Raw genomic sequence first — 22278 nt, forward strand, 5'->3', positions numbered from 1 at the left:
GATTAGATTATGAAAAAGCTATTAGGTACACTTTTATTATCAACAACTATAAGTTTTGCAGGTTTAGTTGATGCAGTTGCGTTAGTTGTTAATGATGAACCAATTACACTTTATGATATTGATAAGCGAATGGTTGAATCAAAAGTTAGTAAAAAAGAGGCAGTTAGTTCTTTAATAGATGAAGCGCTATATGAGCAATTACTTCAAGAGAAAAATATCAGTGTAGATATTTTTGATGTAAATAACTATTTAGAAAAAATTGCAGCATCAAATGGTATGGATTTATATACTTTTAAATCAGTTGTTAAGCAAAAATATAAAAATTATGATGCTTATGAAGATGAAATAAGAAAAAGAATACAAAGAGAGAAATTAATAGGTCAACTTGTAAGAGGAAATCTAAAAATTGCTACACAAGAAGATTTGAAAATATATTATAAAAATAATAAAAATCAATTCACTACAGCAAAAACGATTGATGTGGTTCAATATGCTTCAAAGAATAAGAAAGCGTTATTAGAAATTCAAAATAATCCTATGACTGTAAATAATGAAGTATCAAGAAGTAATATTTCACTTGATCAAGAGAAGTTAAATTCACAAATGAGATTTCTTTTAAATGATACTAAAATAAATCAATTTACACCAATTATCACAGCTGATGAACAATATGTTACTTTATTGGTTACACAAAAAAAAGGTGTTAATACTTTAGCTTTTGAAGATGTAAAAGATAAGATTTTTACAGTATTAATGCAAAAAAGAGAACAAAACTTCTTAAAAGAGTATTTTGAGAAATTAAAACTAACTGCTAATATAAAAGTTGTAAGATAAAAGGAAATAGATGTTTGAAGTTATTATAGGATTAGAAGTACATGTTCAGTTAAATACAAATAGTAAACTATTTTGTTCTTGTGCAACAAGTTTTGGTGAAGAACCAAATACAAATGTTTGTCCTACTTGTTTAGGACTTCCAGGAGCACTTCCTGTATTAAATAAAGAAGCAGTTCATAAAGCTATTATGTTAGGAACTGCACTAAAATCACAAATAAATAAAAAATCAATTTTTAATAGAAAAAACTATTTTTATCCAGATTTACCAAGTGGTTATCAAATCTCTCAGTTTGAAGTACCTGTTGTAGGACTTGGAGAACTTGTAATTGACTTTGAAGATGGAACAAACAAAAAAATAGGAGTTACAAGAGCTCACCTAGAGAATGATGCAGGAAAAAATATCCATGCAGGAGATGTTTCTCATGTGGATTTAAATAGAGCTGGGACACCTCTTCTTGAGATAGTTTCAGAACCTGATATGAGAAGCTCTGAAGAGGCAATTTTATACCTTAAAAAGCTTCACTCAATTGTAAGATATTTGGGTATTAGTGATGCTAATATGCAAGAGGGAAGTTTTAGATGTGATGTAAATGTATCTATTAGACCAAAAGGTGATGATAAGCTTTATACAAGATGTGAAATTAAAAATATGAACTCATTTAAGTTTATAGAAAAAGCAATTAAATATGAAGTTCAAAGACAAATTGAAGCTTGGGAAGATGGTTTTTATGAGAAAGAAGTAGTTCAAGAAACAAGACTATTTGATCCAGAAAAAGGTGAAACTAGATCTATGAGAGGTAAAGAAGATGCGGCTGATTATAGATATTTCCCAGATCCAGATCTTTTACCTGTTATTATTACAGATGAAATGATGGAAAAGTATTCACAAATTCCTGAACTTCCAGATGAGAAAAAAGCAAGATTTGTAAATGAGTTTGGAATAAAAGAGTATGATGCTTCTGTTATTACAGCTTCATTGGAAACTGCAAATTTCTTTGATGAAATGATGAAAGAAAAAATCAGTGGTAAAAATGCTGCAACATGGTTAACAGTAGAGTTACCTGCAAGATTTAGTGAGGGTGTTACACTTGAAAACTCTCCTGTACAAGCAAAAACTCTAGCTACTATTGTAAAAAGAATTGAAGATGGAACAATCTCTGGAAAAGCTGCTAAAGAAGTACTTGATTATTTAATGCAAAAACCTGAGATGCAAGTAGATTCAGTTATTGATGAACTTGGATTAAAACAAGTATCAGATGATGGAGCAATACTTGAAATAATTGATGGAATACTTGCAGCTAATGAAGATAAAGTAGAACAATATAAAAGTGGAAAAGATAAACTATTTGGATTTTTTGTTGGTCAAACAATGAAAGCATCTAAAGGTAGTGCAAATCCACAAAAAGTAAATGAACTTTTAAAACAAAGATTATCATAATGGAAAAAAACTCAGTAGCAGTAATAGGAGCAGGGAAGTGGGGACAAGCTCTTCATTTTGCCCTTAGTCAAAAACAAAAGTGTTATATTACTTCAAGAACAAAAAGAGATATAAATAATTTTGTAGATTTAAATACAGCTCTGAGTTGCCAGTATCTTATAATAGCTATTCCTGCACAACAGATTAGACAATGGTTAGATGAACATTTTGAGTTTAAAGGCCAAAAAATACTTGTAGCTTCAAAAGGTATTGAAGCTAGTACAGGAAAGTTTCTAAATGAAATATATGAAGAGTTTATTCCTAGTGAAAACTTAGGTTTTATTTCAGGACCCTCATTTGCAGCAGAGGTAATAAAAGGCTTACCATGTGCACTTGTTTTAAATAGTTTAAATAAAGAAATTTTCAATGAATTTGAAAAGTTTTTTCCTGATTTTATTAAAACATATTATAGTGATGATGTAATAGGTGCAGAGATATGTGGTGCTTATAAAAATGTACTTGCAATTGCAAGTGGAATATGTGAGGGAATGAATCTTGGAAATAATGCAAGGGTTTCATTAATCTCAAGAGGCTTAGTAGAAATGCAAAGATTTGGTAGCCATTTTGGTGCAAAAATGGAAACATTTATTGGATTAAGTGGTGCAGGGGATCTTTTTTTAACTGCTAGTAGTGAGTTAAGTCGTAATTTTAGAGTAGGGCTTGGACTTGCAAATAATAAAACACTTGATGAAATACTTAAAGAATTAGGAGAAGTAGCAGAGGGCGTTAAAACTTCTTATGCAATCAACTCTTTAAATAAAAAACATAAAATTTATACACCAATAGCAAATGAAGTTTATTCTATATTAGAGGGTAAAAATCCAAAGGATAGTTTAAAAGATTTATTAAAAGATTAAAGAGTAATAATGAGTAATGTAAAATTATACACTAAAAAATATTTGGCATTAGTCTTTTTATTTATAATAAGTTTATGTGTGTATATTTATATAGTTTACTCAAACTATACTAGCAATAAAGAGTTTTTATTAAACTCAACTACCCAAAATCAAATAAAACTTGTAAAAGCTTATAAATCAAAAATCGATGAAAAACTTCTACAGAAAAAAAGAATTATAAAATCAACTGCAAACTATATAAAGAAAAAAGATAGAATCAAAGATTATACTCTTATAAAAGAGACTTTAGCTTTAGCTATATTAAATGGAGATTTTAGAAGTGTATATATAGGTTATTATGATGATTATTTTATCACAGGTATAAATTGGATAGCACCAAGTTGGTATAAAGTAACAAAAAGAAAATGGTATAAGCAAGTAGAACAAGCAAAATCAATAGTTGTTACAAAGCCATATTTAGATTCAGATTTAGACTCAAATGTTATCTCAATTGCAACACCACTATTTGTAAATGACAAACTATATGCTGTATTATCAAGTGATATAAAAATCGATGATTTTAGACATGATATCTTATCTTTACTACCTGTAAAAGAGGGTTTTGCATTTATGATGACAAAAGATGGTGATGTTGTATTACAACCTAAAAAATTTAGTTTTAATATTGATGAAAAGTTTTTAAAACAAATAAGCAAGGATTTCTCACAAAACTCATCAGGCGTGAATATATATAAAATAGAAGGTGAGAATTATATATTTACTTATGACTCTTTAGAAAATAGTGATTGGATATTTATAACAGTATTAAGTGAAAAAAAGATTTTTGAGAATATAAATAATGAATTATTTAAAAATCTATTAATTGCAGCATTTTTGATGCTTGTTGGAATATTGGTAGTAATTTATCTATCTTCTATGCAAAGAAAACTATTAAGAAATAAAAACTTGTTGGAGCTATTTGCAAAAAGCTCTAGTTGGGGAGTTTTGATGACAGATAAAGAGGGGCGTATTGTTTTTGTAAACAAGTTTTATGAAAAGATATTCTTTCTTGCAAATAAATCTTTATATGAAAAAAATATTTTGCAAATACCACATAAAATAGGGCAGAAAAACTATTTTGATAAAGATACACACTTTTTTAATTTAGCAAAACAAAACCCTCAAAATATAGCAACTTATAAAATCGGTGATGAACAAATCTATAATTTTCAAGTTACACCTTTGTTAAAAGCAAATCGTTATTTTGAGGGAATTATTGTAACAGTAAATAATATTACAAATGAAAGATTAATAGAAAAAAATAAACTAAAACAAGAGAAGATATTTATACAAAATAGTAAGATGATTGCTTTAGGAGAAATGGTTAGCGCAATTTCACATCAATGGAAACAGCCTTTAAGTTCACTACTTCTTCTAATAAACAATATTGATGAAAAGATTCAAGAAAAAGATTTTGAAGACATAGAAGAGTATATCTCTCGTTCTAGAACAAATATAGAACTTATGAGTGAAACTATGGATGCTTTTAGAAGTTTTTATAAAGAGCAATTAAAGCAAAAAGAGTTTGATTTAGTCCAAACAATAGATGAAATAATAAATATTAGTTCAGCTTTGATTAAAATGAACTCAATTTCCATAAAATTTTACTATAATAAAGAGTATAACTATAAAATTTATGGTTATCCAACATATTTAAAGCAAGTAATATTGAATTTAATATCTAATTCAAAAGATGCGCTTGTAGAAAAGATTAATGATAGTGACTTTGACAAAGCACAAATCTCTATTTATTTAGAAAAACATGATAATAGTATCATAATAAGATTTGAAGATAATGGAAATGGAGTGGATTCATCAAAAATAACAGATATTTTTAACTCTTCATTTACAACAAAAGGTGATAAGGGTACAGGAACAGGCTTGCATTTATGTAAACTTTTAATAGAAGATAAAATGGATGGAAAGATTTTTCTTGAAAGCAATAAAAATCCAACTTCTTTTGTAATTGAATTAAAGGAAAGTAGATGATTAGAAAACTTGAAAATATTCTAAAAAGCACAAAAGTCTTACTTGTTGAAGATGAAGAGGATTTAAGGTTTATAATTCAGCGTTCCATTTATAAATATGTAAATAGTATAATTGAAGCAAAAGATGGGGCAGAGGGTCTAGAAAAGTTTCTTTCACATGATATTGATTTAATACTTTCTGATATAAATATGCAAAAAATGAGTGGGCTTAAGATGTTGAAAAAAATGAGAGAATATAACTCAACTATTCCTGTAATTTTTTTAACTGCATATGACACAGATGAAAATATACTTGATGCAATAAATCTAACAAATAGTTTTTTACTTAAAAAACCTTTTGAGAAAAAACAACTACTAACAACTATTCAAATGGTTATGGGACAACAAAATATTAATGAAGAGATAATTGAATTGGGTGAGGGCTTCTCGTATTCAGTAAAAAATAAAGAACTATTTTATAAAGAAGAATTAATTTCATTAACAAAGTTAGAGAAAAAACTCTTAGAAGTATTAGTTCATAATAAAACGCATGTTGTAACATATGAGATGATTGAAAACTTTGTATGGCAAGAAAAAGGCGCTACTCAAGAGGTTATTAGAGCATATATAAAAAAACTTCGTAAAAAAACTTATCAAGAACTTATTGAAAATATCCAAGGTATTGGATACTTACTTAAAATCTAAATTAACAAAAAGTTCATAGTTTATTCACACTTTACTTATACAATAACTTTAAGTAAAAAAATTAAGGAAAAACTATGAAAAAGAGAAGCTTAATCTTAATTGGTTTAATTTTTTCAAATTCACTACTTTTTGCAGGGCAAAATGCTTATTTGAAAAATGATGGGCAAGTATTTTTAACTCCAAATGCAAAAAAAGAGGTTGGGAAAATTGACACAGCTACACCAGTAGAAGTTTTAAATGAAAAAGGTAACTTTAAAAAAGTTAAAGTAAGTGGTTGGGCTGCTTATGGTTTTGAAAATGTACTTTTTAAAGATGTAGGGAAAAGAATTTTTTATTTAGTACTTGATGATAATAAAACTATAAAACCACAAATTCTAGGAGAAAAAACTGATACATATGATACTGTATGGAAAAATGTATCTTATACATTTTGGGTAAAAAAAGAGTCTTTAAGTAAAGATATTGATAGTATTTATGCAAAAGGGAAAGAACTATTTACTAATAGATGTGGAGCGTGTCATGCTGCACCTGAATTAGAGCACTATACAGTAAATCAATGGCCAAGTATTATTAACTCTATGAAACCAAGAGCTGGTTTAACAGATGAAGATATGCAGTTTGTTGTAAAATTTGTTCAAAAACATGGAAAATAAGGAGAGCGTTATGGGAAATATTAAAAGAAGAGAGTTCCTAAAAGGAAGTAGTGCAGCAGCAGCTAGTACACTTTTATTTAGTAATCTATCAGCAAATAGTTTAATTAGTGGTCCAGTTGCAAATAAATCAAAATCTTTAAGTGGTTCTCACTTTGGAGCATTTAGAGCTCATGTAAAAGGTGGACAATTTACTGGAGTTACAGCTTTTGAAGATGATCCAAACCCATCTCCTATGATTAATGCACTACCAAGTAGAACATATGCAAAAACAAGAGTTGAATACCCAATGGTTAGAGAAAGCTTCTTAAAACATGGACATAAAAGTGATACTTCAAAAAGAGGTTCTGAGAAGTTTGTAAGAGTTAGTTGGGAAAAAGCACTTGATTTAGTAGCTTCTGAAGTTCAAAGAGTACAAAAATCATATGGATATAAAAGTATTTATGCAGGAAGTTATGGATGGTATTGTACAGGTAAACTTCATAATCCTCAAACTTTAATGAATAGAATGATGAAAATATCAGGTGGTTTTGTAGGAAGAATTGGTGATTATTCAGCTGCAGCTGCACAAATTATTTTACCTCACGTTTTAGGAAGCATTGAAGTTTATGAGCAACAAACTTCTTGGCCATTAGTTTTAAAACATGCTAAAAATGTAGTTTTTTGGGGTGCAAATCCACTTGTTACTTGTCAAATTGATTGGGATGTATCAGGTCATGGAGCTTTTCCTTATTTAGAACAGTTAAAAAAAGCACATAAAAAAGGTCAAATTGATGTAATCTCTGTAGATCCTGTAAAAAATGATACAGCAATATACTTTGATTCAAAAATGATACAGCCAAAACCTAATACAGATGTTGCAATGATGCTTGGAATGATGTATTATTTACATACTTCAAATCAATATGATAAAGAGTTTATCAAAAAATATACTGTTGGATTTAAAGATTTTGAAGAGTATTTACTTGGAAAAGTAGATAATACTCCAAAAACATTAACTTGGGCTTCTAATATTTGTGGAGTAAAAGAAAAAGACATTAAAGACTTTGCACAAAAATTAAAAGATGAAAAAAGTATGCTAATGGCTGGATGGGGAGTTCAAAGAGCTGATCATGGAGAGCAGTTTCACTGGACTTTAGTTACATTAGCTTGTATGCTAGGTCAAGTAGGAACTCCTGGGTGTGGATTTGGATTTAGTTATCACTACTCAAATGGAGGAACACCAAGTTCATACGCACCAGGTTTAGGTGGAATTTCTACAAATATTAATAGTAGTAAAAATGGTCCTTGGACAAAATATGAGCCATTTAATATTCCTTGTGCAAGAATGGTAGATATGATATCAAATCCTGGTAAAGTTATTGACTTTAATGGTAAAAAAATAGAGTATCCAGAAATTAAAATGGTATATTGGACAAGTGGTAACCCATTTCACCACCACCAAGACAGAAACACAATGATTGAAGCTTGGAAAAAATTAGAAACATTTATTGTACACGAACCTTTTTGGACACCAACAGCTAGAATGGCAGATATAGTTCTTCCAGCTACAACAGAAATTGAAAGAAATGATATTGAAATAATTGGTGATTATAATAGTAGCCATATTATTGCTATGAAAAAAGCAATTGATCCAGTTAAAGAGTCAAAAGATGATTATGAGATTTGTAGATTAATTAGTAAAAGACTTGGATATGAAGAAGAGTTTACAGATGGTAAAAAATCTCAAATGGATTGGATTAAAGAGTTTTATAATAACTCAAAAGTTCAAGGTGAAAATAAAGGTATAAAAATGCCTACATTTGAAGAGTTTTGGGAAAAAGGATATGTTAAGTTTGAGGTAAGAGAAGAAGACAAAAACTTTACTAGATATGAAGAGTATGTAAAAAATCCAATGCTAAATCCTTTAGGAACACCATCTGGGAAAATTGAGATTAGTTCAAGAGTAATTAAAAAATTCAATTATGATGATTGCTTACATTATCCAAGTTGGATAGAACCAGCTGAATGGTTAGGTTCAGAAGAGTCAGAAGAGTATCCATTGCATGTATTATCTCCTCATCCAAAATATAGATTACACTCACAGTTATCTAATACTTGGATAAGAGACTTATATGAAGTAAATGGAAGAGAGCCAATTTGGTTAAATCCAATTGATGCTAAAAAAAGAGGAATTAAAAACGGAGATATTGTAAAAGTTTACAATAAAAGAGGTTCTACACTTGCAGGTGCAATTGTAACTAAAAATGTTCTTCCAGGTGTTGTTAAAATGGATGAGGGTGGATGGTATGACCCAAAAGATCCAGGAAAAGATAAAACAATGTGCAAACATGGTGATGTAAATCAACTTACTATTGATAAAGGTACATCAAAACTTGCACAAGGAAATATCTCAAACACTGCTTTAGTTCAAATTGAAAAATATACTAAAAAAGCACCACGAATAACAGTTTTTGAAAAACCAGAAATTGTATAAATATACAAAAGAGTAAGAAGTATTTCTTTACTCTTTTAACTTTAAAGCTACAAGTTACTTAACTTGTAGCTTTTTTTATGCCCTATTTTTTAAACTTTATCTAATTTTACTTTTTATTATTAATAAAATAAAAAAGAAAACTTTCAAAATTTACTAATATTAATATTGACTTATGAACATATGTTCGTTATAATTCTGAACATATGTGCATATTAGGAAAAAAATAGATTGTTGTGCTAGAAAAAAAGTGAAAATATAATGCTCATTATTGCAATATCTTCTTTAAACTAGCTAATACAAAAAATCAAGAATTGAAGGATAAAAAATGAGAAATTGTAAAAGATTAAATAATAAAAATACTAATCAAAAATTAGGACAAAGAAGAAGAAAATGTCAAGGATTAAAAAAAAGTAAAAACTTCAAAATAGAAATCAATTCTAATGAAAATAACAATTGCTAGTGGAAAGGGAGGAACTGGTAAAACAACTCTTTCTACTAATTTAGCAATATATTTAAAAAATAGAAATAAAGATGTAGTTTTAGTAGATTTAGATGTAGAAGAACCAAATGTTACACAATTTTTAAAGGGCGAATTAAAAAATGAATATCCTTGTACAAAACTCATTCCTAGATGGGATAAAAACAGTTGTACTTTATGTGGATATTGTTCTGAAGTTTGTAATTTTAATGCCATTGTAACAACAAACAACAAAGTTTTAATTTTTAATGAACTTTGCCATAGTTGTTTTGCTTGTAGTGAGTTATGTCCCACTGCTTCTTTATTTATGGAACCTACTAAAGTTGGAACAATTAAAGAGTTGTTTAATGGCTTTTACTTTATTGAAGGATGTCTTGATTTAGGACAAGAGATGGCTATACCTGTAATATCACAGACCATCTCTTATACTAATGAGAATTTTTTAAATAGTTTAAAACTATTTGATGCGCCACCTGGAACTAGTTGCTCTTTTATAGAAGCTTGTAGACAAAGTGATTTTATTGTTTTAGTAACTGAACCAACTCCTTTTGGATTAAATGATTTAAAACTAGCAGTTGAAACATTAAAAGTGATAAAAAAAGAGTTTGCAGTTGTGATTAATAAAGATGGAATAGGAAATAGTGAAATTGAAGATTATTGTAATGATGAGGGTATTGAAATTATTGCAAAAATCAAAAATGATATAAATGTTGCTAAATTATATTCACAAGGAAAAATTGTATATAAAGAGATTGAACATTTTAAAAAATCATTAGAAGAGATATGCTCTTTTTTAGGAGAAATTAGATGAGAGAAATTGTAATAGTTTCTGGCAAGGGTGGTACAGGTAAAAGTTCATTAAGTGCGTCTTTTGCATATTTAGAAAAAGATAACGCCCTTATAAATGATTGTGATGTTGATGCTGCAAATTTGCATTTATTATTAGATGCAGATTTTGAAGAAAGCAGTGAGTTTTTTAGTGGTAAACTTGCTGTAATTGATGAAAAACAGTGTCTTAATTGTGGTGCTTGTTTAAGAGCTTGTAAGTTTGATGCAATTACAAAAGAGGATAATAAACTAATAATAGATGCAATTTTATGTGAAGGATGTGGCTATTGTAGCAGAATTTGTCCAACTGAAGCTATTAGTATGAAAGAGCAAAAAGCTGGGGATTTATATATCTCAAATATAAAAACAGGTTCAAAATTAGTACATGCAAAACTTGGATTTGGGGCAGAAAACTCAGGCAAACTTGTATCAAAAGTAAAAAAAGAGGGAAAAGTTCTAGCTTTAAAACAGAACAAAGAGTTTGTAATAACTGATGGAAGTCCAGGCATTGGATGCCCTGTTATTTCAAGTTTAAGTGGGGCAAATTTAGTTGTAATTGTAACAGAAGCTAGTAAGTCTGGTTTTCATGATTTACAAAGAGTAGTTGAACTTGTAAAATCCTTTGAACTTGAAGCTGTTTGTATAATAAACAAGTATGATTTAAATAATGAGTTAAGTCAAGAAATAGAAAAATATCTAAAAAGAAAAAAGATAAAAGTTGTTTCAAAATTACCTTATAATGAGGTTTTTTCAGAAGCTTTAGTCTGTTCTCAAAGTTTAGTAGAGTTTGATAAAGATTGTGAAATTTCTAAGCTTATAAATGAGAGCTGGAATGAAATCAAATGGATAATAAGAAGACAAAATAATGAAAATAGTTTTTACAGCAATAAATAAAAGTGAAGATAGCTTAATTGATAGTAGGTTTGGAAGAGCAAAAGTTTTAGTTTTATTTGATGAGCAAACTAATACAAAAGAGTATTTATCAAATGATGAAAGTGAGCATATGGATCAAGGTGCAGGATTACAAACAGCACAAAAAGTTTTAAAATTGAGCCCAGATGTAATAGTTTTAGGAAGTGCAATAGGATATAAAACTTTAGATGTTATAAAACAAACAGATATAAAAGTCTATATTGGAGCTACTGATATGACAATAGATGAAGCATATAAAGCTTTTAAAAATAATAAATTAAAATTACAAAATTAAGGAGTGAAAATGAGATTAATATTTCCAACAAATGAAAACCAAGGATATTTAAGTAAAAGAGGTGCACATTTTGGCAAAGCAAAGTTTTATACAATAATTACATTAGAAGATGAAAAAATAGTAGATGTAGAGTCTATCAAAAATCCAGGTCATGAAACAGGTGCTTGTAGTAATGCAATTAGTAATATTCTAAGTTTTAATCCAGATGCCCTAATCGTAGGTGGAATTGGTACAAAACCAGCTGAGGGTTTCAAAGAAGCAGGGTTAGATGTATATTTTGATGACACAAGTAAAACTGTTGAAGATAGTATTAAACTGTTTTTATCAAATAAATTAGAAAAAAGTGTAGGAAAAGGTACTTGTAGTGTACATTAGGAGTTTTTGTGTATAATTTACATAAAAAATAATATAAAGAATTTTTATGGTAACTATCTCTTTTTTAAATTTATCAATAATGCTTTTACCTTTAGCTTTTGTAGGGTTCTTCTATTATAGATATACAAGTGATAAAAAAGAGATAGCTTATGCAAGCTTAAGAATGGTTTTACAGTTGACATTAATAGGCTATGTATTAATTTTTATATTTAAAACAAAAGATTTACTTATTGGCTCTTTTATTCTTCTTTTCATGCTTGTATTTGCAACTTTTATTATTTTAAGAGTAACCAAAGACAAAAGTCTTAAAAACTATATGCATATATTTATAGCTACTTTTATTTCATCATTTATACATCTTTTTTTAATTATTGTAATGGTTTTAGATTTAGATAGTTTGTATGAGCCAAGATATGTTATTCCTATTGCTGGGATGATATTTGCAAACTCTATGAATGTTATTTCTTTAGCTATTGAAAGGTTTGAAAAAGAGTTAAGTAGAAATGAAAGCTTTAAAAAAGCAAGAGAAATAAGCTTTAAAGCCTCTATGATTCCTCAAATAAACTCACTTTTAGCCGTAGGCTTAGTGGCTTTGCCTGGTATGATGACAGGACAAATTTTATCAGGAGTTGATCCTTTAATTGCTGTAAGATATCAAATCATGATTATGATAATGGCAATATCAAGTGGAGGAATGGCAACTATTTTCTATTATATACTAAAATCAAAAATTATTTTTAAAAAGTAAGATTTTACACGATAAATCCATACTATTTTTATATATTTAAATAAAAATGGTTGAAAAAATGAAAATATTATTACTTGAAGACGATATGATCTTAAATGAGATAATTGAAGAGTATTTACTTGAAAATAAATATGATGTAAAGACAACTACTAACTCACAAGAAGCTTTAGAGTTAATTTATGATAATCTTTTTGATATTTTACTTTTGGATGTGAATGTTCCTTATTTAAATGGATTTTCCCTTTTAAAAAAGTTAAGAAAAAACTCAATATATGTACCCACAATCTTTATTACTTCAAAAAATCAAGCAGATGATATGCAAGAGGGTTTTGAAGCTGGTTGTGATGACTATATTAAAAAGCCTTTTGATTTAGATGAGTTAAATTTAAGAATTAAAAATCTAAAAAGATTATATAGTATTGACTCAACTTTTGTAAAAATTGCACCTAATCTTTGTTATGATGGAAGCAATAGAATAATTTTAAAAGATGAGGTGAAGTATCAACTTTCAAAGATGGAAGCAAAAGTATTTGAGTATCTTTATAAAAACAAAAATAGAGCAGTATCAATAGAAGAAATAGGATTAAATAACTGGGTTTATGATGATATACCAATTGATACTACAATTAGAACATATATTAAAAATTTAAGAAAAATTGTGGGAAAAGAGACAATAGAAACTATAAAAAGTATCGGTTATAAATTAAAGACAGCATAGAAGCTGTCTTTATCCAGAATATTTAGCTGTTTTATTTAAATCCTCTAATAATCTATCATAATTTGTTTGTTTTATATTAGATTGAGTATCTTTTTTTGCAAAATTTTTATGCATCTTAATGCATAACTCTTTTGTCATTGCACCTTTCATACTTTTCATATCATGGTGACTCATATTTGAAGCAAAAAGTGCGCTTGTAAATAAAGCTGTTCCTAAAATTGTAACTGTAAGTTTTTTCATCATACATCCTTTTTCTTGATTTGTAGTATGATTTTAGTAGTTTAATATGGAAAGAATATGGAAAAACTAAAAGTCTTCAATTAAGAAGACTTTTTAGACAGAAATATTAGTTTCTAAAATTTTATCTGTTTTTTTAAGAGCTAATATATAAAATATTGCTGGAATAACTATAAGTGTTAAGAATGCTGATGATATCATTCCTCCAATCATAGGTGCAGCAATTCTTTGCATTACTTCACTTCCTACCCCATTTATATACATAATAGGTATAAGTCCACCTAAAATAGCAAATAAAGTCATAAGTTTAGGTCTTAATCTTAAAACGGCACCTTTAAAAACTGCATGAAAGATATGCTCTTTTGTAAACTTTATACCTTTATTTTTAAGTTCAAGCATTGCTTCATGTAAATATACAAGCATAACTATTGAAGTTTCAGCTGCAACTCCAAGTAGTGCAAGAAATCCTACAATAACTGCGATTGAAATATTGAAGTTTAAATACTCTAAATAAAATACTCCTCCTGTTAATGCAAAAGGTAGTGTAAAGAAGATAATTAGTGTATATGTAATATTTCTTAGTGCAAAATAGATTAAAATAAATATAATCATCAAAGTAAAAGGAATAATATATATAAGTCTTTGCATAGCAGACTCTAAATATTCACTTTGTCCTGCCCATTCAAAAAAGTAACCAGTTGGCAGTTTTATCTCTTCTAAAAGCTCTTTAGCATTATCTTTATACTCTTTAGTACTAACCCCATTTTTAGGTGTAATATATATAAAGTTTACATTTAAAGCTTTTTCTGATTTTATAACAGATGGTCCCTCTTCATATTTTAATTTTGCAAATAGTTTTAAAGGTTGAAACCCAAGTTTTGTTTTAATTTGAAGATTTTCTAAACTTGCAATATCTTCTCTTTGTGTTGTTTTATATCTTAAGCTAATAGGATATCTTTCTAAATCTTTATAAAAAGTAGAAACTTCTGCTCCACTTACACCAAAAGAGATAGTATTTAAAACATCATCTTTTGTAATAGAGTATCTTGATAACATTTTATCATCGATTTTTATATTTAAATAATATCCAGAGTTTATTTTATCAGATGATACTGCAAGAGTTTTATCATATTTTTTTAATTTTTGTTCAATTTTAAGTGCAACATTTTCCAATTTTTCATGGTCATTTCCATATAGTTTTATTCCAAGTGGAGTTCTAATCCCTGTTAAAAGCATATCTATTCTTCCTCTAATAGGATAAGTCCATGAATTAGTAAGTCCAGCAATTCTTAGTTTTTCATCCATCTCTTGCATAAGTTTTTTATATGTCATGCCTTCTCTCCACTTCTCTTGTGGCTTTAAAGTTATAATTGTTTCAATCATTGCAAGTGGAGCAGGGTCAGTTGCAGTGTCTGCTCTTCCTGCTTTTCCAAATACAGTTTCAACTTCAGGGAAAGATTTCAAAATTTTATCTGTTTTTTGAGTTAACTCTTTTGCTAAATCAATACCAAGTCCATAAGGAGTTACAGGCATATACATAAAAGTTTGCTCATTCATCATTGGCATAAATTCCCAGTTTTGTTTTTTGTAAACAGGGTATGCTAATATTATAGTTGCTAAAAATAGGGCTACAATTACATATCTAAATCTAAGTGAGAGTTTTAAAAGTGGTGAATAAAGCTTTACAAAGAATCTATTTAGTATATTTTTGTCTTCACTTAAAATCTTACCTTTTATAAAAAATATCATTAAAATAGGTACCACCGTAATTGATAAAATAGCTCCACTAACCATCGCAAAAGTTTTTGTAAATGCAAGGGGAGTAAATAATCTTCCCTCTTGCCCTGTTAAAGCAAAGATTGGTAAAAAAGATACAACAACTAAAATTAAAGCAAAGAAAATAGGGCGACCTACTTGTTTTGCTGATTTTATAATAATTTCAATTCTTTGTTTATTTGAAATATCTTCTTTTCCTTGGAGGTGTTTATGGGCATTTTCTACCATTACAATAGTTGCATCAACCATTGCTCCAATTGCTATTGCAATACCACCTAAACTCATGATATTTGAACCCATTCCAAATATTTTCATAAATAAAAAAGTTAAAAGTACAGTAATAGGAAGGATAATTATTATAATTAATGCAGATCTTGCATGAAATAAAAATAAAGCAGTAACTACCATTACTATAATAGACTCTTCTATTAATGTAGATTTTAAAGTATCAATGGCTTTATCAATTAGTGAACTTCTATCATATGTTTCAACTACTTCAACTCCATCAATTTTAAGTGTTTCAAGCTTTTTCTTCACATTTTTAATTACTTTGTATGGATTTTCTCCATACCTTACAATTACAATACCACCAACAGTTTCACCTTGACCGTTTAAATCTACCATTCCCCTTCTATTTTTTGAACTTATATTAACACTTGCAATATCTTTTACTTTCAAAGGGGTATTATTTTGAGTTTTAATAGTGATATTTTCAATATCATAAACACTTTGTAAATAGCCTTTTGCTGTGATAATATGCTCATAGCCATTTTCTAAGATTATTCTTCCACCTTTGTCATTATTGCTTTTTTCAAGGGCTTTTTTTATCTCATCAATACCTATGTTGTACTGCACCATTTTATTTTGATCTAAAGTTATTTCATAGTTTTTTATAAATCCACCAATTGAAGCAATTTCACTAACTCCATCTACCCCTAAAAGAGCAAATTTATAGTAATAATCTTGCAAAGTTCTTAGTTCATCTAAACTTTTTGTATCAGATTTTAATGCATACTCATATGCCCAACCAACACCTGTTGCATCTGGACCAATAGTTATTTTTGCATTTGAGGGGAATTCTCCTTGAAGTTGAGATAATTGCTCTAATATTCTATTTCTTGATTCATAAAGGTCTGTATTATCTTTAAAAATTATATAAATCAATGCATTTGAAAAAGAACTCATAGCTCTTACTGTTTCAATATTTGGTAAACTCATCAAGTTTGATATAAGAGGATATGAAACTTGCTCTTCAATTGTCTTTGGACTTTGTCCTGCCCATTCTACTTGCACAATTACTTGTGGAGGAGATAAATCAGGTAAGGCATCTAAACTAGTATTTTTAACTGCCCAAAATGAGGCAAGTGTTAATACTATAATAGAAAAAAGTACTAGAAATTTGTTTTTTATACTATATGAGATTATATTTTCAACCATAATTTATTTCCTACCAATCATCGTCATCATTGTCATAAAGACCATTTGTAACAGCATCACTATCAAGCAAGAATAGTGAGTTATTTATTACTTTTTGACCCTCACTAAGACCACTTAGAATCTGATACTTATTTGAAGATACTCTTTTTACTTTTACTTCAATTGGTTCAAATTCACTTTTTGAAATTGGTTCAAACACATAATATTTGCTTGCTTTATTTAAAACAGCTGTTTTAGGTAAAGTAAGCATTGTTTCATGTGCAATCTCTACTTTTACTTTTGCAAACATATTTGGATATATTTTTTTATCCTTATTATCAACGGTCATTCTAACATCAACTGTTTTGCTTGTTGAGTCAATATTTGGATAAATAAAATCTATTTTTGATTCAACTGCTTGTTCTAATCCATCAAAATATATTTTTGTTCTTTGACCTACTTTTATATCTTTTAAATCACTTTCATATATTTTTGCAATAACCCAAAGTTTATCTATATTTGCAAGTTGTAAAAGAAGTTTCCCTTTTTTTGCAAATGATTTATAATTTATATTTTTTTGTAAGATTATTGCATCTATAGGAGAGTAAAAAGTCACATCTTTAAACTCTTTTTTTGAATTTTTAATTCTATTTATCTCTTTTTTATTAATAGCTAGAACTTCAAGTTTATCAAGTGTACTTTCATAAAGGTTTTTATCTAAATCTTTTGCTATTTTTAACTCTTTAGTTATATTATAAATATCATCAGAATAGATAGAAAAAAGTGCTTGATTCTTTTTTATATCCATATATAATCTATTTGCATTTAGTTTTGTTATAAAGCCATCAAATCTTGTTACTATATCAACAACTTTATCTTCTATTATTAAGCTATTTGCATAAAACTCTTTGGTAAATGATACTTTTTCTTTTTTTACAGTGGTAATTTTTTTATTAAATAGTTGTTCAACTTCTATTATTTTTGCATTTATTAAAGTTAAGCCAAGCAAACATATAAGTACTATTTTCTTCATCTATTTTCCTTCATAATAAATAGCTTTTGATAAAGCTGTGAAATATTTTGTTTTTTCATCAAGTGCAGTTATTTTTAAACTAATAGTTTTATTTAGATTTTGTATGATTTTTATGGTGTTATTTTTAAACTTATTATTAATATTCAAACTTTTTTCAATACCATTTTGAAGTGCAATAATATCTTTTGTAATAAGTTTGTAGTTTTTATAGCTATTATTTAGTTCTTTTTGTAAAATCTTATTTGAAATAATAAAGTTTTGTTTTAAAGTTTGTAAATCATCTTTTGTTTTTAAATATTCTAGTTGTGCTTTTTTTACTTTTATATTTTCTGTATTATAAATTGACAAAGGAATAGAAACAGAGATATTTACATAATCTTGAAACTCTCTTCTATTAAAATATGTAGCATTTAATTTAATATCAGATGTTTTAGAAGCCTCTTCAAAAGCTTCTTGCTGTTTATTTAGTCTTAATTGCTGTTGCAAGGCTTTTATTTTTGGATGATTGTCAAACTTTAAATTGATATATTTTTTATCTATATTTGTATTTATTTTTATATTATTTATATTTTTGTATGTTATTTCTTCAAGATTTAGCTTTAAAGTTTGTATATTTGTATCTAAATTATTTAATACAATATCAAAGTTTTTTCTTGCAATTTTTGTGTTAAATATAGAGTTTACATCATTGTTTGAAGTTTGATATTTATAATTTTGTAATTTTTCAATCTTTTGTAAGTTTTGTTTTTGTTTTATTATAAAATCTCTTTTTTCTTTTAAAATAGCTATTTTATATGCAAGTTCATAAATTTTCGATTTTAATAATAGCTTTTTATCTTCTAAACTAAGAGCTAAAATAGTTTTATTTGTGATTTGAATTGATTGATTAATCTCTAGTTTATCAGTTATAGGAATAGCCTGAGTTATTCCTATAGACTGTGCTTGCATTGGTTCTAAATCTCTTTTGTTATAGTTTTCATTTGTATGAATATCTGTTAAACCTAAAGACAAAGTAGGATTTGAATATTTTGTTGCAAGTAAGATATTCTCATTTGCAATCATAATAGATTTTTCTATACTTTTAAGCTCACTATTTTTCAAAATAGCACTATTTACTAAAGTATCTATGCTATTTGCTGTTAGAGTTGATATAAAAAGAGTGATTACAAATAAAAACTTTTTCATTATAAGTTCACGCTTCCTCTTAAAGTATGAACTTCTCCATTAGAAGTTTTAAACTTTAGTTGATATTGCCATGTTCCACTCATTGATAAATTTACATCTAATTTATATTTATCTCCTACAAGCTTACCTTTATCTTTAAACTCCATATATGGCATACCTGGCATCTCTGGCATATAAAACTTTATTTTAGTTTTTGCATTAGTGATTTGTTTGCCATCTTTAAAGATTTGAACAAAGAAACTATTTTGTCCAACAACAAGTGATTTTTCAGATGTAAATTTTACATCATAGCCATTTTTATTTCCAGATTGTGAAATAGGTTCTGCATTTGCAATACTAAATGCTAAGATTAGAATAGAAAAAAGTTTTAAAAAACTTTTCATAAGAACTCCTTTTTGTTATTTAATAAGGAATTCTTACATTTTTACTGTGCAATTAACGTGGAATTTAAATTTAATGTAAAAGTTGTACCTTTATTTTGTGTAGAATCAACATTTATATCAATATTGTGCTCTTTACATATTGTGTATACTATGTTTAGACCTATTCCAAATCCCCCTTGAACACTATTTGCTCTATAAAATCTTTTGAAAATATCTTTTAAATTTTTTTTATCAATACCTGTACCTGTATCACATACAATAAATTGATTATTTTTCAAAATAATATCTACTGAACCACCTATTTTGTTATATTTTATTGCATTAGAAATAAGATTATTACTTAGCCTAATAAAACTCTCTTTGTCTATAAAAAAAGAGGTTGATTCAATATCTGTTGTGATTTCTACTCTTTTTTTTGAAGCTAAAGTTGTAAAATACTCTATTTGTTCATTTAAAATTTCATCAATTCTTAGAACCTTTGGTGACTCTTTTTTCTTCTCTTCTAAAAATAGATAAATTAGGTCTTTATATATTTCTGAAATTCTTTTTGCACTTAGGTTTATTCTTTGTAAGTTTTTTTCACTAAGAGATGAACCTTTACTTGTACACATTAAAATAGCAGTAATTGGGGTATTTAATTCATGAGTCGTATCTTTTATAAAGTTATTTAATTTTAATCTTTCATTTGTAATAGGCTTAATAAACATCTTTGCAAGATAAAAGCCAGTTATAAATAAAAATGCAAAAATTAGTAAAAAGGATATAAAAATCTTCTCTTTTAATTCAAGTATTTTTTTATGAAAGAAATTCTCTTTAATAACAACATAATTTATTCCTAAATGCCCCAATGCAGAATCATCAATTAAAATAAAACTGTTCCCATATTGATTTATCTTTTTTGTAAAATCAATCTTATCCTCAATATTTCCTACAAGTTTTTCATGATTGTTGTTATAAAGTGCAAAATCAAAATCAATATTTTTTCTAATCTTTTCAGGATTTATTTTTTGATTTGTCATATGCGCATAGATTATGGTTGAAGATATTTTAGAGGCAACACTTTTCATATTTGAAGTTATCAAATCATAATATAAATTTGACTCTACTTTATAAAAAAGCCAAGCAATAATAGTAAGTAAAATAAACGATGAACCAAGATATAGGCTCAAAAATCTAACAAGTGCAGATTTTTCACTTCTTGTTAAAACTATAACCAACTCCTTTTTTTGTTTGTATATACTCATCACTTAAAATTTTACGAAGATTTTTTATGTATGTTCTAAGTGTTGAAGAACTAGGAGTATCTTCATAACCCCAAACATTAGATATCAACTCTTCATGGGGTATTATTTTATTTGCATTATTTACTAAATAAATAAGTATTTTAGCCTCTTTTTGTGGAAGATGATGAATAATACCATCATTATTTAAAATTAAATCTTGAGTATTAAAAATAATATTCTCTTCAATTTGTAAAATATTTGCATTTATATTAAATGTCTTTTTTATATTTTCAATTCTTAATCTTAACTCCTCAAGCTCAAAGGGTTTTTTAATATAGTCATTGCATCCTATATCAAAACCTTTTTTCAAATCATCAATTTGATTTAGTGAAGTAATAAAAATAGATGGAGTTGTAATACCCTCATCTTTTAATCTTTTTAAAATTTCAAAACCATTTATATTTGGTACATTTACATCTAAAAGTAATAAATCATAGATATTTGAAAATAGATAAGATAATGCATCTTCTCCATCATAAGTTGATGTTACTTCAAAATCTTTATTTTCAAGATATTCTGTGATTATTTCATTTAGTATAAGGTCGTCTTCTAATAATAGTATATTCATAATTAATCCTAAAAGTTAAGGTAAGTATAACATAATAATAAATAAGATTTCTACACAAACAATACACATAAGTATTCTATAATGCTTTTGTATGAAAATGACACGAAGGAGACAATATGAAGTTAACAGCAAAATTACTAGCAGGTTTATTTTTAGCAGCGGGATTATTAAATGCAACACCTCACTCTTTAGATAAAGCACACTCAGAAGTAGGTTTCTCAGTTAAGCATCTTATGATTACAAAAGTAAATGGGCAGTTTAAGAAGTTTGATGCAAATATTGATTTTGATTACAAAACAAAAGTATTCAAAGCATTAAACGCAACAATAAAAACAGAATCAATAGATACAGGTATTGAAAAAAGAGATAATCACCTAAGAAGTGCAGACTTCTTTTTAGCAAAAAAGTATCCAGAACTTAAATTTGTTATGAAATCATATATTAAAAAAAGTGATGACGAAGGTGTTATGATTGGTGATTTGACAATAAGAGGAATTACAAAAGAGGTTAAATTAGAAGTTGAAATTGGTGGTACAATCAAAGACTTAGAGGGAAATAATAGAGTAGGATTCTCACTTGAGGGAGAGATTAATCGTACAGATTTTGATTTAAAATGGAATAAAGCTTTAGAGTTTGGTGGAGTAGCTGTTAGTGAAAAAGTAGAATTAGAAATTGAAGTTCAAGCAGTAGAAAAGTAGTTTAAAGGAAAAATATGAAAAGTAATACAAAATTAAAACTAGCAGGTATGATGCTAGGAGCTGCACTTACATCAACAACAGCAGTTGCTGCAAGTAGTGGTTCTTGTGGAGCTGGTAAGTGTGGTGGCGATATGAAGAAAGTAGAGAAAAAAGGCTCATGCGGTTCTGGTAAATGTGGAGCTGATATGCAAAAAGAGATGAAAGGCTCTACGGGTTCTGCTAAATGTGGTGGTGATATGAAAAGCAATGACATGAAAAATGACATGCACAACAATAGTATGAAAAAAGACAAAAAAGTTACTGGCTCTTGTGGTGCTGGTAAATGTGGAAGCTAACTAAG

General features: G+C 27.6%; 23 protein-coding genes. 16 read left to right on the forward strand and 7 right to left on the reverse strand.

The genetic code is table 11. The features are described from left to right. Positions 1-9: 9 nt before the first annotated feature. The 14 genes from ACTCCZ_RS03675 (at position 10) to ACTCCZ_RS03740 (ending at position 13359) form a co-directional block, all read left to right on the forward strand. Positions 10-834, forward strand: a complete 825-nt coding sequence (locus ACTCCZ_RS03675) for a peptidylprolyl isomerase (protein ID WP_079578123.1) — start codon at positions 10-12, stop codon at positions 832-834. 10 nt (positions 835-844) lie between these two features. After that, the gene (gatB, locus tag ACTCCZ_RS03680; RefSeq protein ID WP_079578124.1) at positions 845-2272 is read left to right on the forward strand and encodes an Asp-tRNA(Asn)/Glu-tRNA(Gln) amidotransferase subunit GatB; all 1428 of its coding nucleotides are present in this window, start codon (positions 845-847) and stop codon (positions 2270-2272) included. Then, complete coding sequence (locus ACTCCZ_RS03685) at positions 2272-3168, forward strand: NAD(P)H-dependent glycerol-3-phosphate dehydrogenase (protein ID WP_079578125.1); 897 nt, start codon at positions 2272-2274, stop codon at positions 3166-3168. Before gatB ends, ACTCCZ_RS03685 begins: the two co-directional genes overlap by 1 nt. A gap of 9 nt (positions 3169-3177) precedes the next feature. Further along, positions 3178-5196 carry an ATP-binding protein gene (locus tag ACTCCZ_RS03690; RefSeq protein WP_079578126.1) on the forward strand — a complete coding sequence of 673 codons (2019 nt, stop codon included), beginning with the start codon at positions 3178-3180 and terminating at the stop codon, positions 5194-5196. Continuing rightward, positions 5193-5879 carry a response regulator transcription factor gene (locus ACTCCZ_RS03695; protein WP_079578127.1) on the forward strand — a complete coding sequence of 229 codons (687 nt, stop codon included), beginning with the start codon at positions 5193-5195 and terminating at the stop codon, positions 5877-5879. Before ACTCCZ_RS03690 ends, ACTCCZ_RS03695 begins: the two co-directional genes overlap by 4 nt. A gap of 74 nt (positions 5880-5953) precedes the next feature. Beyond that, entirely contained in the window at positions 5954-6532 is a 579-nt protein-coding gene (locus ACTCCZ_RS03700) for a hypothetical protein (RefSeq protein WP_079578128.1), read from the forward strand. 10 nt (positions 6533-6542) lie between these two features. Next, positions 6543-9005 carry a trimethylamine-N-oxide reductase TorA gene (torA, locus tag ACTCCZ_RS03705; RefSeq protein ID WP_079578129.1) on the forward strand — a complete coding sequence of 821 codons (2463 nt, stop codon included), beginning with the start codon at positions 6543-6545 and terminating at the stop codon, positions 9003-9005. 325 nt (positions 9006-9330) lie between these two features. Further along, a complete protein-coding gene (locus ACTCCZ_RS03710) occupies positions 9331-9465 on the forward strand; it encodes a hypothetical protein (protein ID WP_265734236.1) in 135 nt (44 codons plus the stop codon). After that, on the forward strand, positions 9446-10294 hold the full coding sequence (locus tag ACTCCZ_RS03715; protein ID WP_079578130.1) for a nucleotide-binding protein: 849 nt from the start codon (positions 9446-9448) through the stop codon (positions 10292-10294). Before ACTCCZ_RS03710 ends, ACTCCZ_RS03715 begins: the two co-directional genes overlap by 20 nt. Beyond that, on the forward strand, positions 10291-11205 hold the full coding sequence (locus tag ACTCCZ_RS03720; protein WP_079578131.1) for an ATP-binding protein: 915 nt from the start codon (positions 10291-10293) through the stop codon (positions 11203-11205). The genes ACTCCZ_RS03715 and ACTCCZ_RS03720 overlap by 4 nt, the downstream gene beginning before the upstream one ends. Next, complete coding sequence (locus ACTCCZ_RS03725; RefSeq protein WP_079578132.1) at positions 11177-11518, forward strand: NifB/NifX family molybdenum-iron cluster-binding protein; 342 nt, start codon at positions 11177-11179, stop codon at positions 11516-11518. The genes ACTCCZ_RS03720 and ACTCCZ_RS03725 overlap by 29 nt, the downstream gene beginning before the upstream one ends. A 9-nt stretch (positions 11519-11527) precedes the next feature. Beyond that, entirely contained in the window at positions 11528-11893 is a 366-nt protein-coding gene (locus ACTCCZ_RS03730; RefSeq protein ID WP_079578133.1) for a NifB/NifX family molybdenum-iron cluster-binding protein, read from the forward strand. A gap of 46 nt (positions 11894-11939) precedes the next feature. Then, entirely contained in the window at positions 11940-12641 is a 702-nt protein-coding gene (locus tag ACTCCZ_RS03735; RefSeq protein WP_079578134.1) for an ABC transporter permease, read from the forward strand. 58 nt (positions 12642-12699) lie between these two features. Beyond that, positions 12700-13359 (forward strand): response regulator transcription factor, encoded by a 660-nt coding sequence (locus ACTCCZ_RS03740; protein WP_079578135.1) that lies wholly within the window; start codon positions 12700-12702, stop codon positions 13357-13359. Positions 13360-13368: 9 nt separating this feature from the next. Here the strand turns inward: ACTCCZ_RS03740 and ACTCCZ_RS03745 are convergent, their stop codons facing one another. The 7 genes from ACTCCZ_RS03745 to ACTCCZ_RS03775 form a co-directional block, all read right to left on the reverse strand. Further along, on the reverse strand, positions 13369-13599 hold the full coding sequence (locus tag ACTCCZ_RS03745; protein ID WP_079578136.1) for a hypothetical protein: 231 nt from the start codon (positions 13597-13599) through the stop codon (positions 13369-13371). A 93-nt stretch (positions 13600-13692) separates the two neighbouring features. Further along, entirely contained in the window at positions 13693-16809 is a 3117-nt protein-coding gene (locus ACTCCZ_RS03750) for an efflux RND transporter permease subunit (RefSeq protein WP_079578137.1), read from the reverse strand. Positions 16810-16819: 10 nt separating this feature from the next. After that, entirely contained in the window at positions 16820-17821 is a 1002-nt protein-coding gene (locus ACTCCZ_RS03755; protein WP_079578138.1) for an efflux RND transporter periplasmic adaptor subunit, read from the reverse strand. Beyond that, a complete protein-coding gene (locus ACTCCZ_RS03760) occupies positions 17822-19006 on the reverse strand; it encodes a TolC family protein (protein WP_079578139.1) in 1185 nt (394 codons plus the stop codon). Continuing rightward, positions 19006-19389 carry a FixH family protein gene (locus tag ACTCCZ_RS03765; protein ID WP_079578140.1) on the reverse strand — a complete coding sequence of 128 codons (384 nt, stop codon included), beginning with the start codon at positions 19387-19389 and terminating at the stop codon, positions 19006-19008. Before ACTCCZ_RS03765 ends, ACTCCZ_RS03760 begins: the two co-directional genes overlap by 1 nt. Before the next feature lie 41 nt (positions 19390-19430). Further along, complete coding sequence (locus ACTCCZ_RS03770) at positions 19431-20606, reverse strand: sensor histidine kinase (protein WP_131828679.1); 1176 nt, start codon at positions 20604-20606, stop codon at positions 19431-19433. Then, positions 20581-21240 carry a response regulator transcription factor gene (locus ACTCCZ_RS03775; protein ID WP_079578142.1) on the reverse strand — a complete coding sequence of 220 codons (660 nt, stop codon included), beginning with the start codon at positions 21238-21240 and terminating at the stop codon, positions 20581-20583. The genes ACTCCZ_RS03770 and ACTCCZ_RS03775 overlap by 26 nt, the downstream gene beginning before the upstream one ends. A 116-nt stretch (positions 21241-21356) precedes the next feature. On the opposite strand from ACTCCZ_RS03775, the gene ACTCCZ_RS03780 reads away from it, so the two are divergent. Then, the gene (locus ACTCCZ_RS03780) at positions 21357-21938 is read left to right on the forward strand and encodes a YceI family protein (RefSeq protein WP_079578143.1); all 582 of its coding nucleotides are present in this window, start codon (positions 21357-21359) and stop codon (positions 21936-21938) included. Between the two features lie 14 nt (positions 21939-21952). After that, positions 21953-22273, forward strand: a complete 321-nt coding sequence (locus ACTCCZ_RS03785; RefSeq protein ID WP_079578144.1) for an HvfA family oxazolone/thioamide-modified RiPP metallophore — start codon at positions 21953-21955, stop codon at positions 22271-22273. Positions 22274-22278 lie beyond the last annotated feature (5 nt).

The sequence above is a fragment of the Malaciobacter sp. genome (assembly GCF_055140965.1).

Excerpts from the sequence above, each read along its gene's own strand:
- ACTCCZ_RS03715 (WP_079578130.1), top strand. The coding sequence starts at position 9,446 with ATGAAAATAACAATTGCTAGTGGAAAGGGAGGAACTGGTAAAACAACT.
- ACTCCZ_RS03780 (WP_079578143.1), top strand. The coding sequence starts at position 21,357 with ATGAAGTTAACAGCAAAATTACTAGCAGGTTTATTTTTAGCAGCGGGA.
- gatB (WP_079578124.1), top strand. The coding sequence starts at position 845 with ATGTTTGAAGTTATTATAGGATTAGAAGTACATGTTCAGTTAAATACA.
- ACTCCZ_RS03675 (WP_079578123.1), top strand. The coding sequence starts at position 10 with ATGAAAAAGCTATTAGGTACACTTTTATTATCAACAACTATAAGTTTT.
- ACTCCZ_RS03775 (WP_079578142.1), bottom strand. The coding sequence starts at position 21,240 with ATGAATATACTATTATTAGAAGACGACCTTATACTAAATGAAATAATC.
- ACTCCZ_RS03755 (WP_079578138.1), bottom strand. The coding sequence starts at position 17,821 with ATGAAGAAAATAGTACTTATATGTTTGCTTGGCTTAACTTTAATAAAT.
- ACTCCZ_RS03725 (WP_079578132.1), top strand. The coding sequence starts at position 11,177 with ATGAAAATAGTTTTTACAGCAATAAATAAAAGTGAAGATAGCTTAATT.
- ACTCCZ_RS03685 (WP_079578125.1), top strand. The coding sequence starts at position 2,272 with ATGGAAAAAAACTCAGTAGCAGTAATAGGAGCAGGGAAGTGGGGACAA.
- ACTCCZ_RS03740 (WP_079578135.1), top strand. The coding sequence starts at position 12,700 with ATGAAAATATTATTACTTGAAGACGATATGATCTTAAATGAGATAATT.
- ACTCCZ_RS03695 (WP_079578127.1), top strand. The coding sequence starts at position 5,193 with ATGATTAGAAAACTTGAAAATATTCTAAAAAGCACAAAAGTCTTACTT.
- ACTCCZ_RS03720 (WP_079578131.1), top strand. The coding sequence starts at position 10,291 with ATGAGAGAAATTGTAATAGTTTCTGGCAAGGGTGGTACAGGTAAAAGT.
- ACTCCZ_RS03700 (WP_079578128.1), top strand. The coding sequence starts at position 5,954 with ATGAAAAAGAGAAGCTTAATCTTAATTGGTTTAATTTTTTCAAATTCA.
- ACTCCZ_RS03690 (WP_079578126.1), top strand. The coding sequence starts at position 3,178 with ATGAGTAATGTAAAATTATACACTAAAAAATATTTGGCATTAGTCTTT.
- ACTCCZ_RS03710 (WP_265734236.1), top strand. The coding sequence starts at position 9,331 with ATGAGAAATTGTAAAAGATTAAATAATAAAAATACTAATCAAAAATTA.
- ACTCCZ_RS03785 (WP_079578144.1), top strand. The coding sequence starts at position 21,953 with ATGAAAAGTAATACAAAATTAAAACTAGCAGGTATGATGCTAGGAGCT.
- torA (WP_079578129.1), top strand. The coding sequence starts at position 6,543 with ATGGGAAATATTAAAAGAAGAGAGTTCCTAAAAGGAAGTAGTGCAGCA.
- ACTCCZ_RS03735 (WP_079578134.1), top strand. The coding sequence starts at position 11,940 with ATGGTAACTATCTCTTTTTTAAATTTATCAATAATGCTTTTACCTTTA.
- ACTCCZ_RS03750 (WP_079578137.1), bottom strand. The coding sequence starts at position 16,809 with ATGGTTGAAAATATAATCTCATATAGTATAAAAAACAAATTTCTAGTA.
- ACTCCZ_RS03765 (WP_079578140.1), bottom strand. The coding sequence starts at position 19,389 with ATGAAAAGTTTTTTAAAACTTTTTTCTATTCTAATCTTAGCATTTAGT.
- ACTCCZ_RS03730 (WP_079578133.1), top strand. The coding sequence starts at position 11,528 with ATGAGATTAATATTTCCAACAAATGAAAACCAAGGATATTTAAGTAAA.
- ACTCCZ_RS03745 (WP_079578136.1), bottom strand. The coding sequence starts at position 13,599 with ATGAAAAAACTTACAGTTACAATTTTAGGAACAGCTTTATTTACAAGC.
- ACTCCZ_RS03760 (WP_079578139.1), bottom strand. The coding sequence starts at position 19,006 with ATGAAAAAGTTTTTATTTGTAATCACTCTTTTTATATCAACTCTAACA.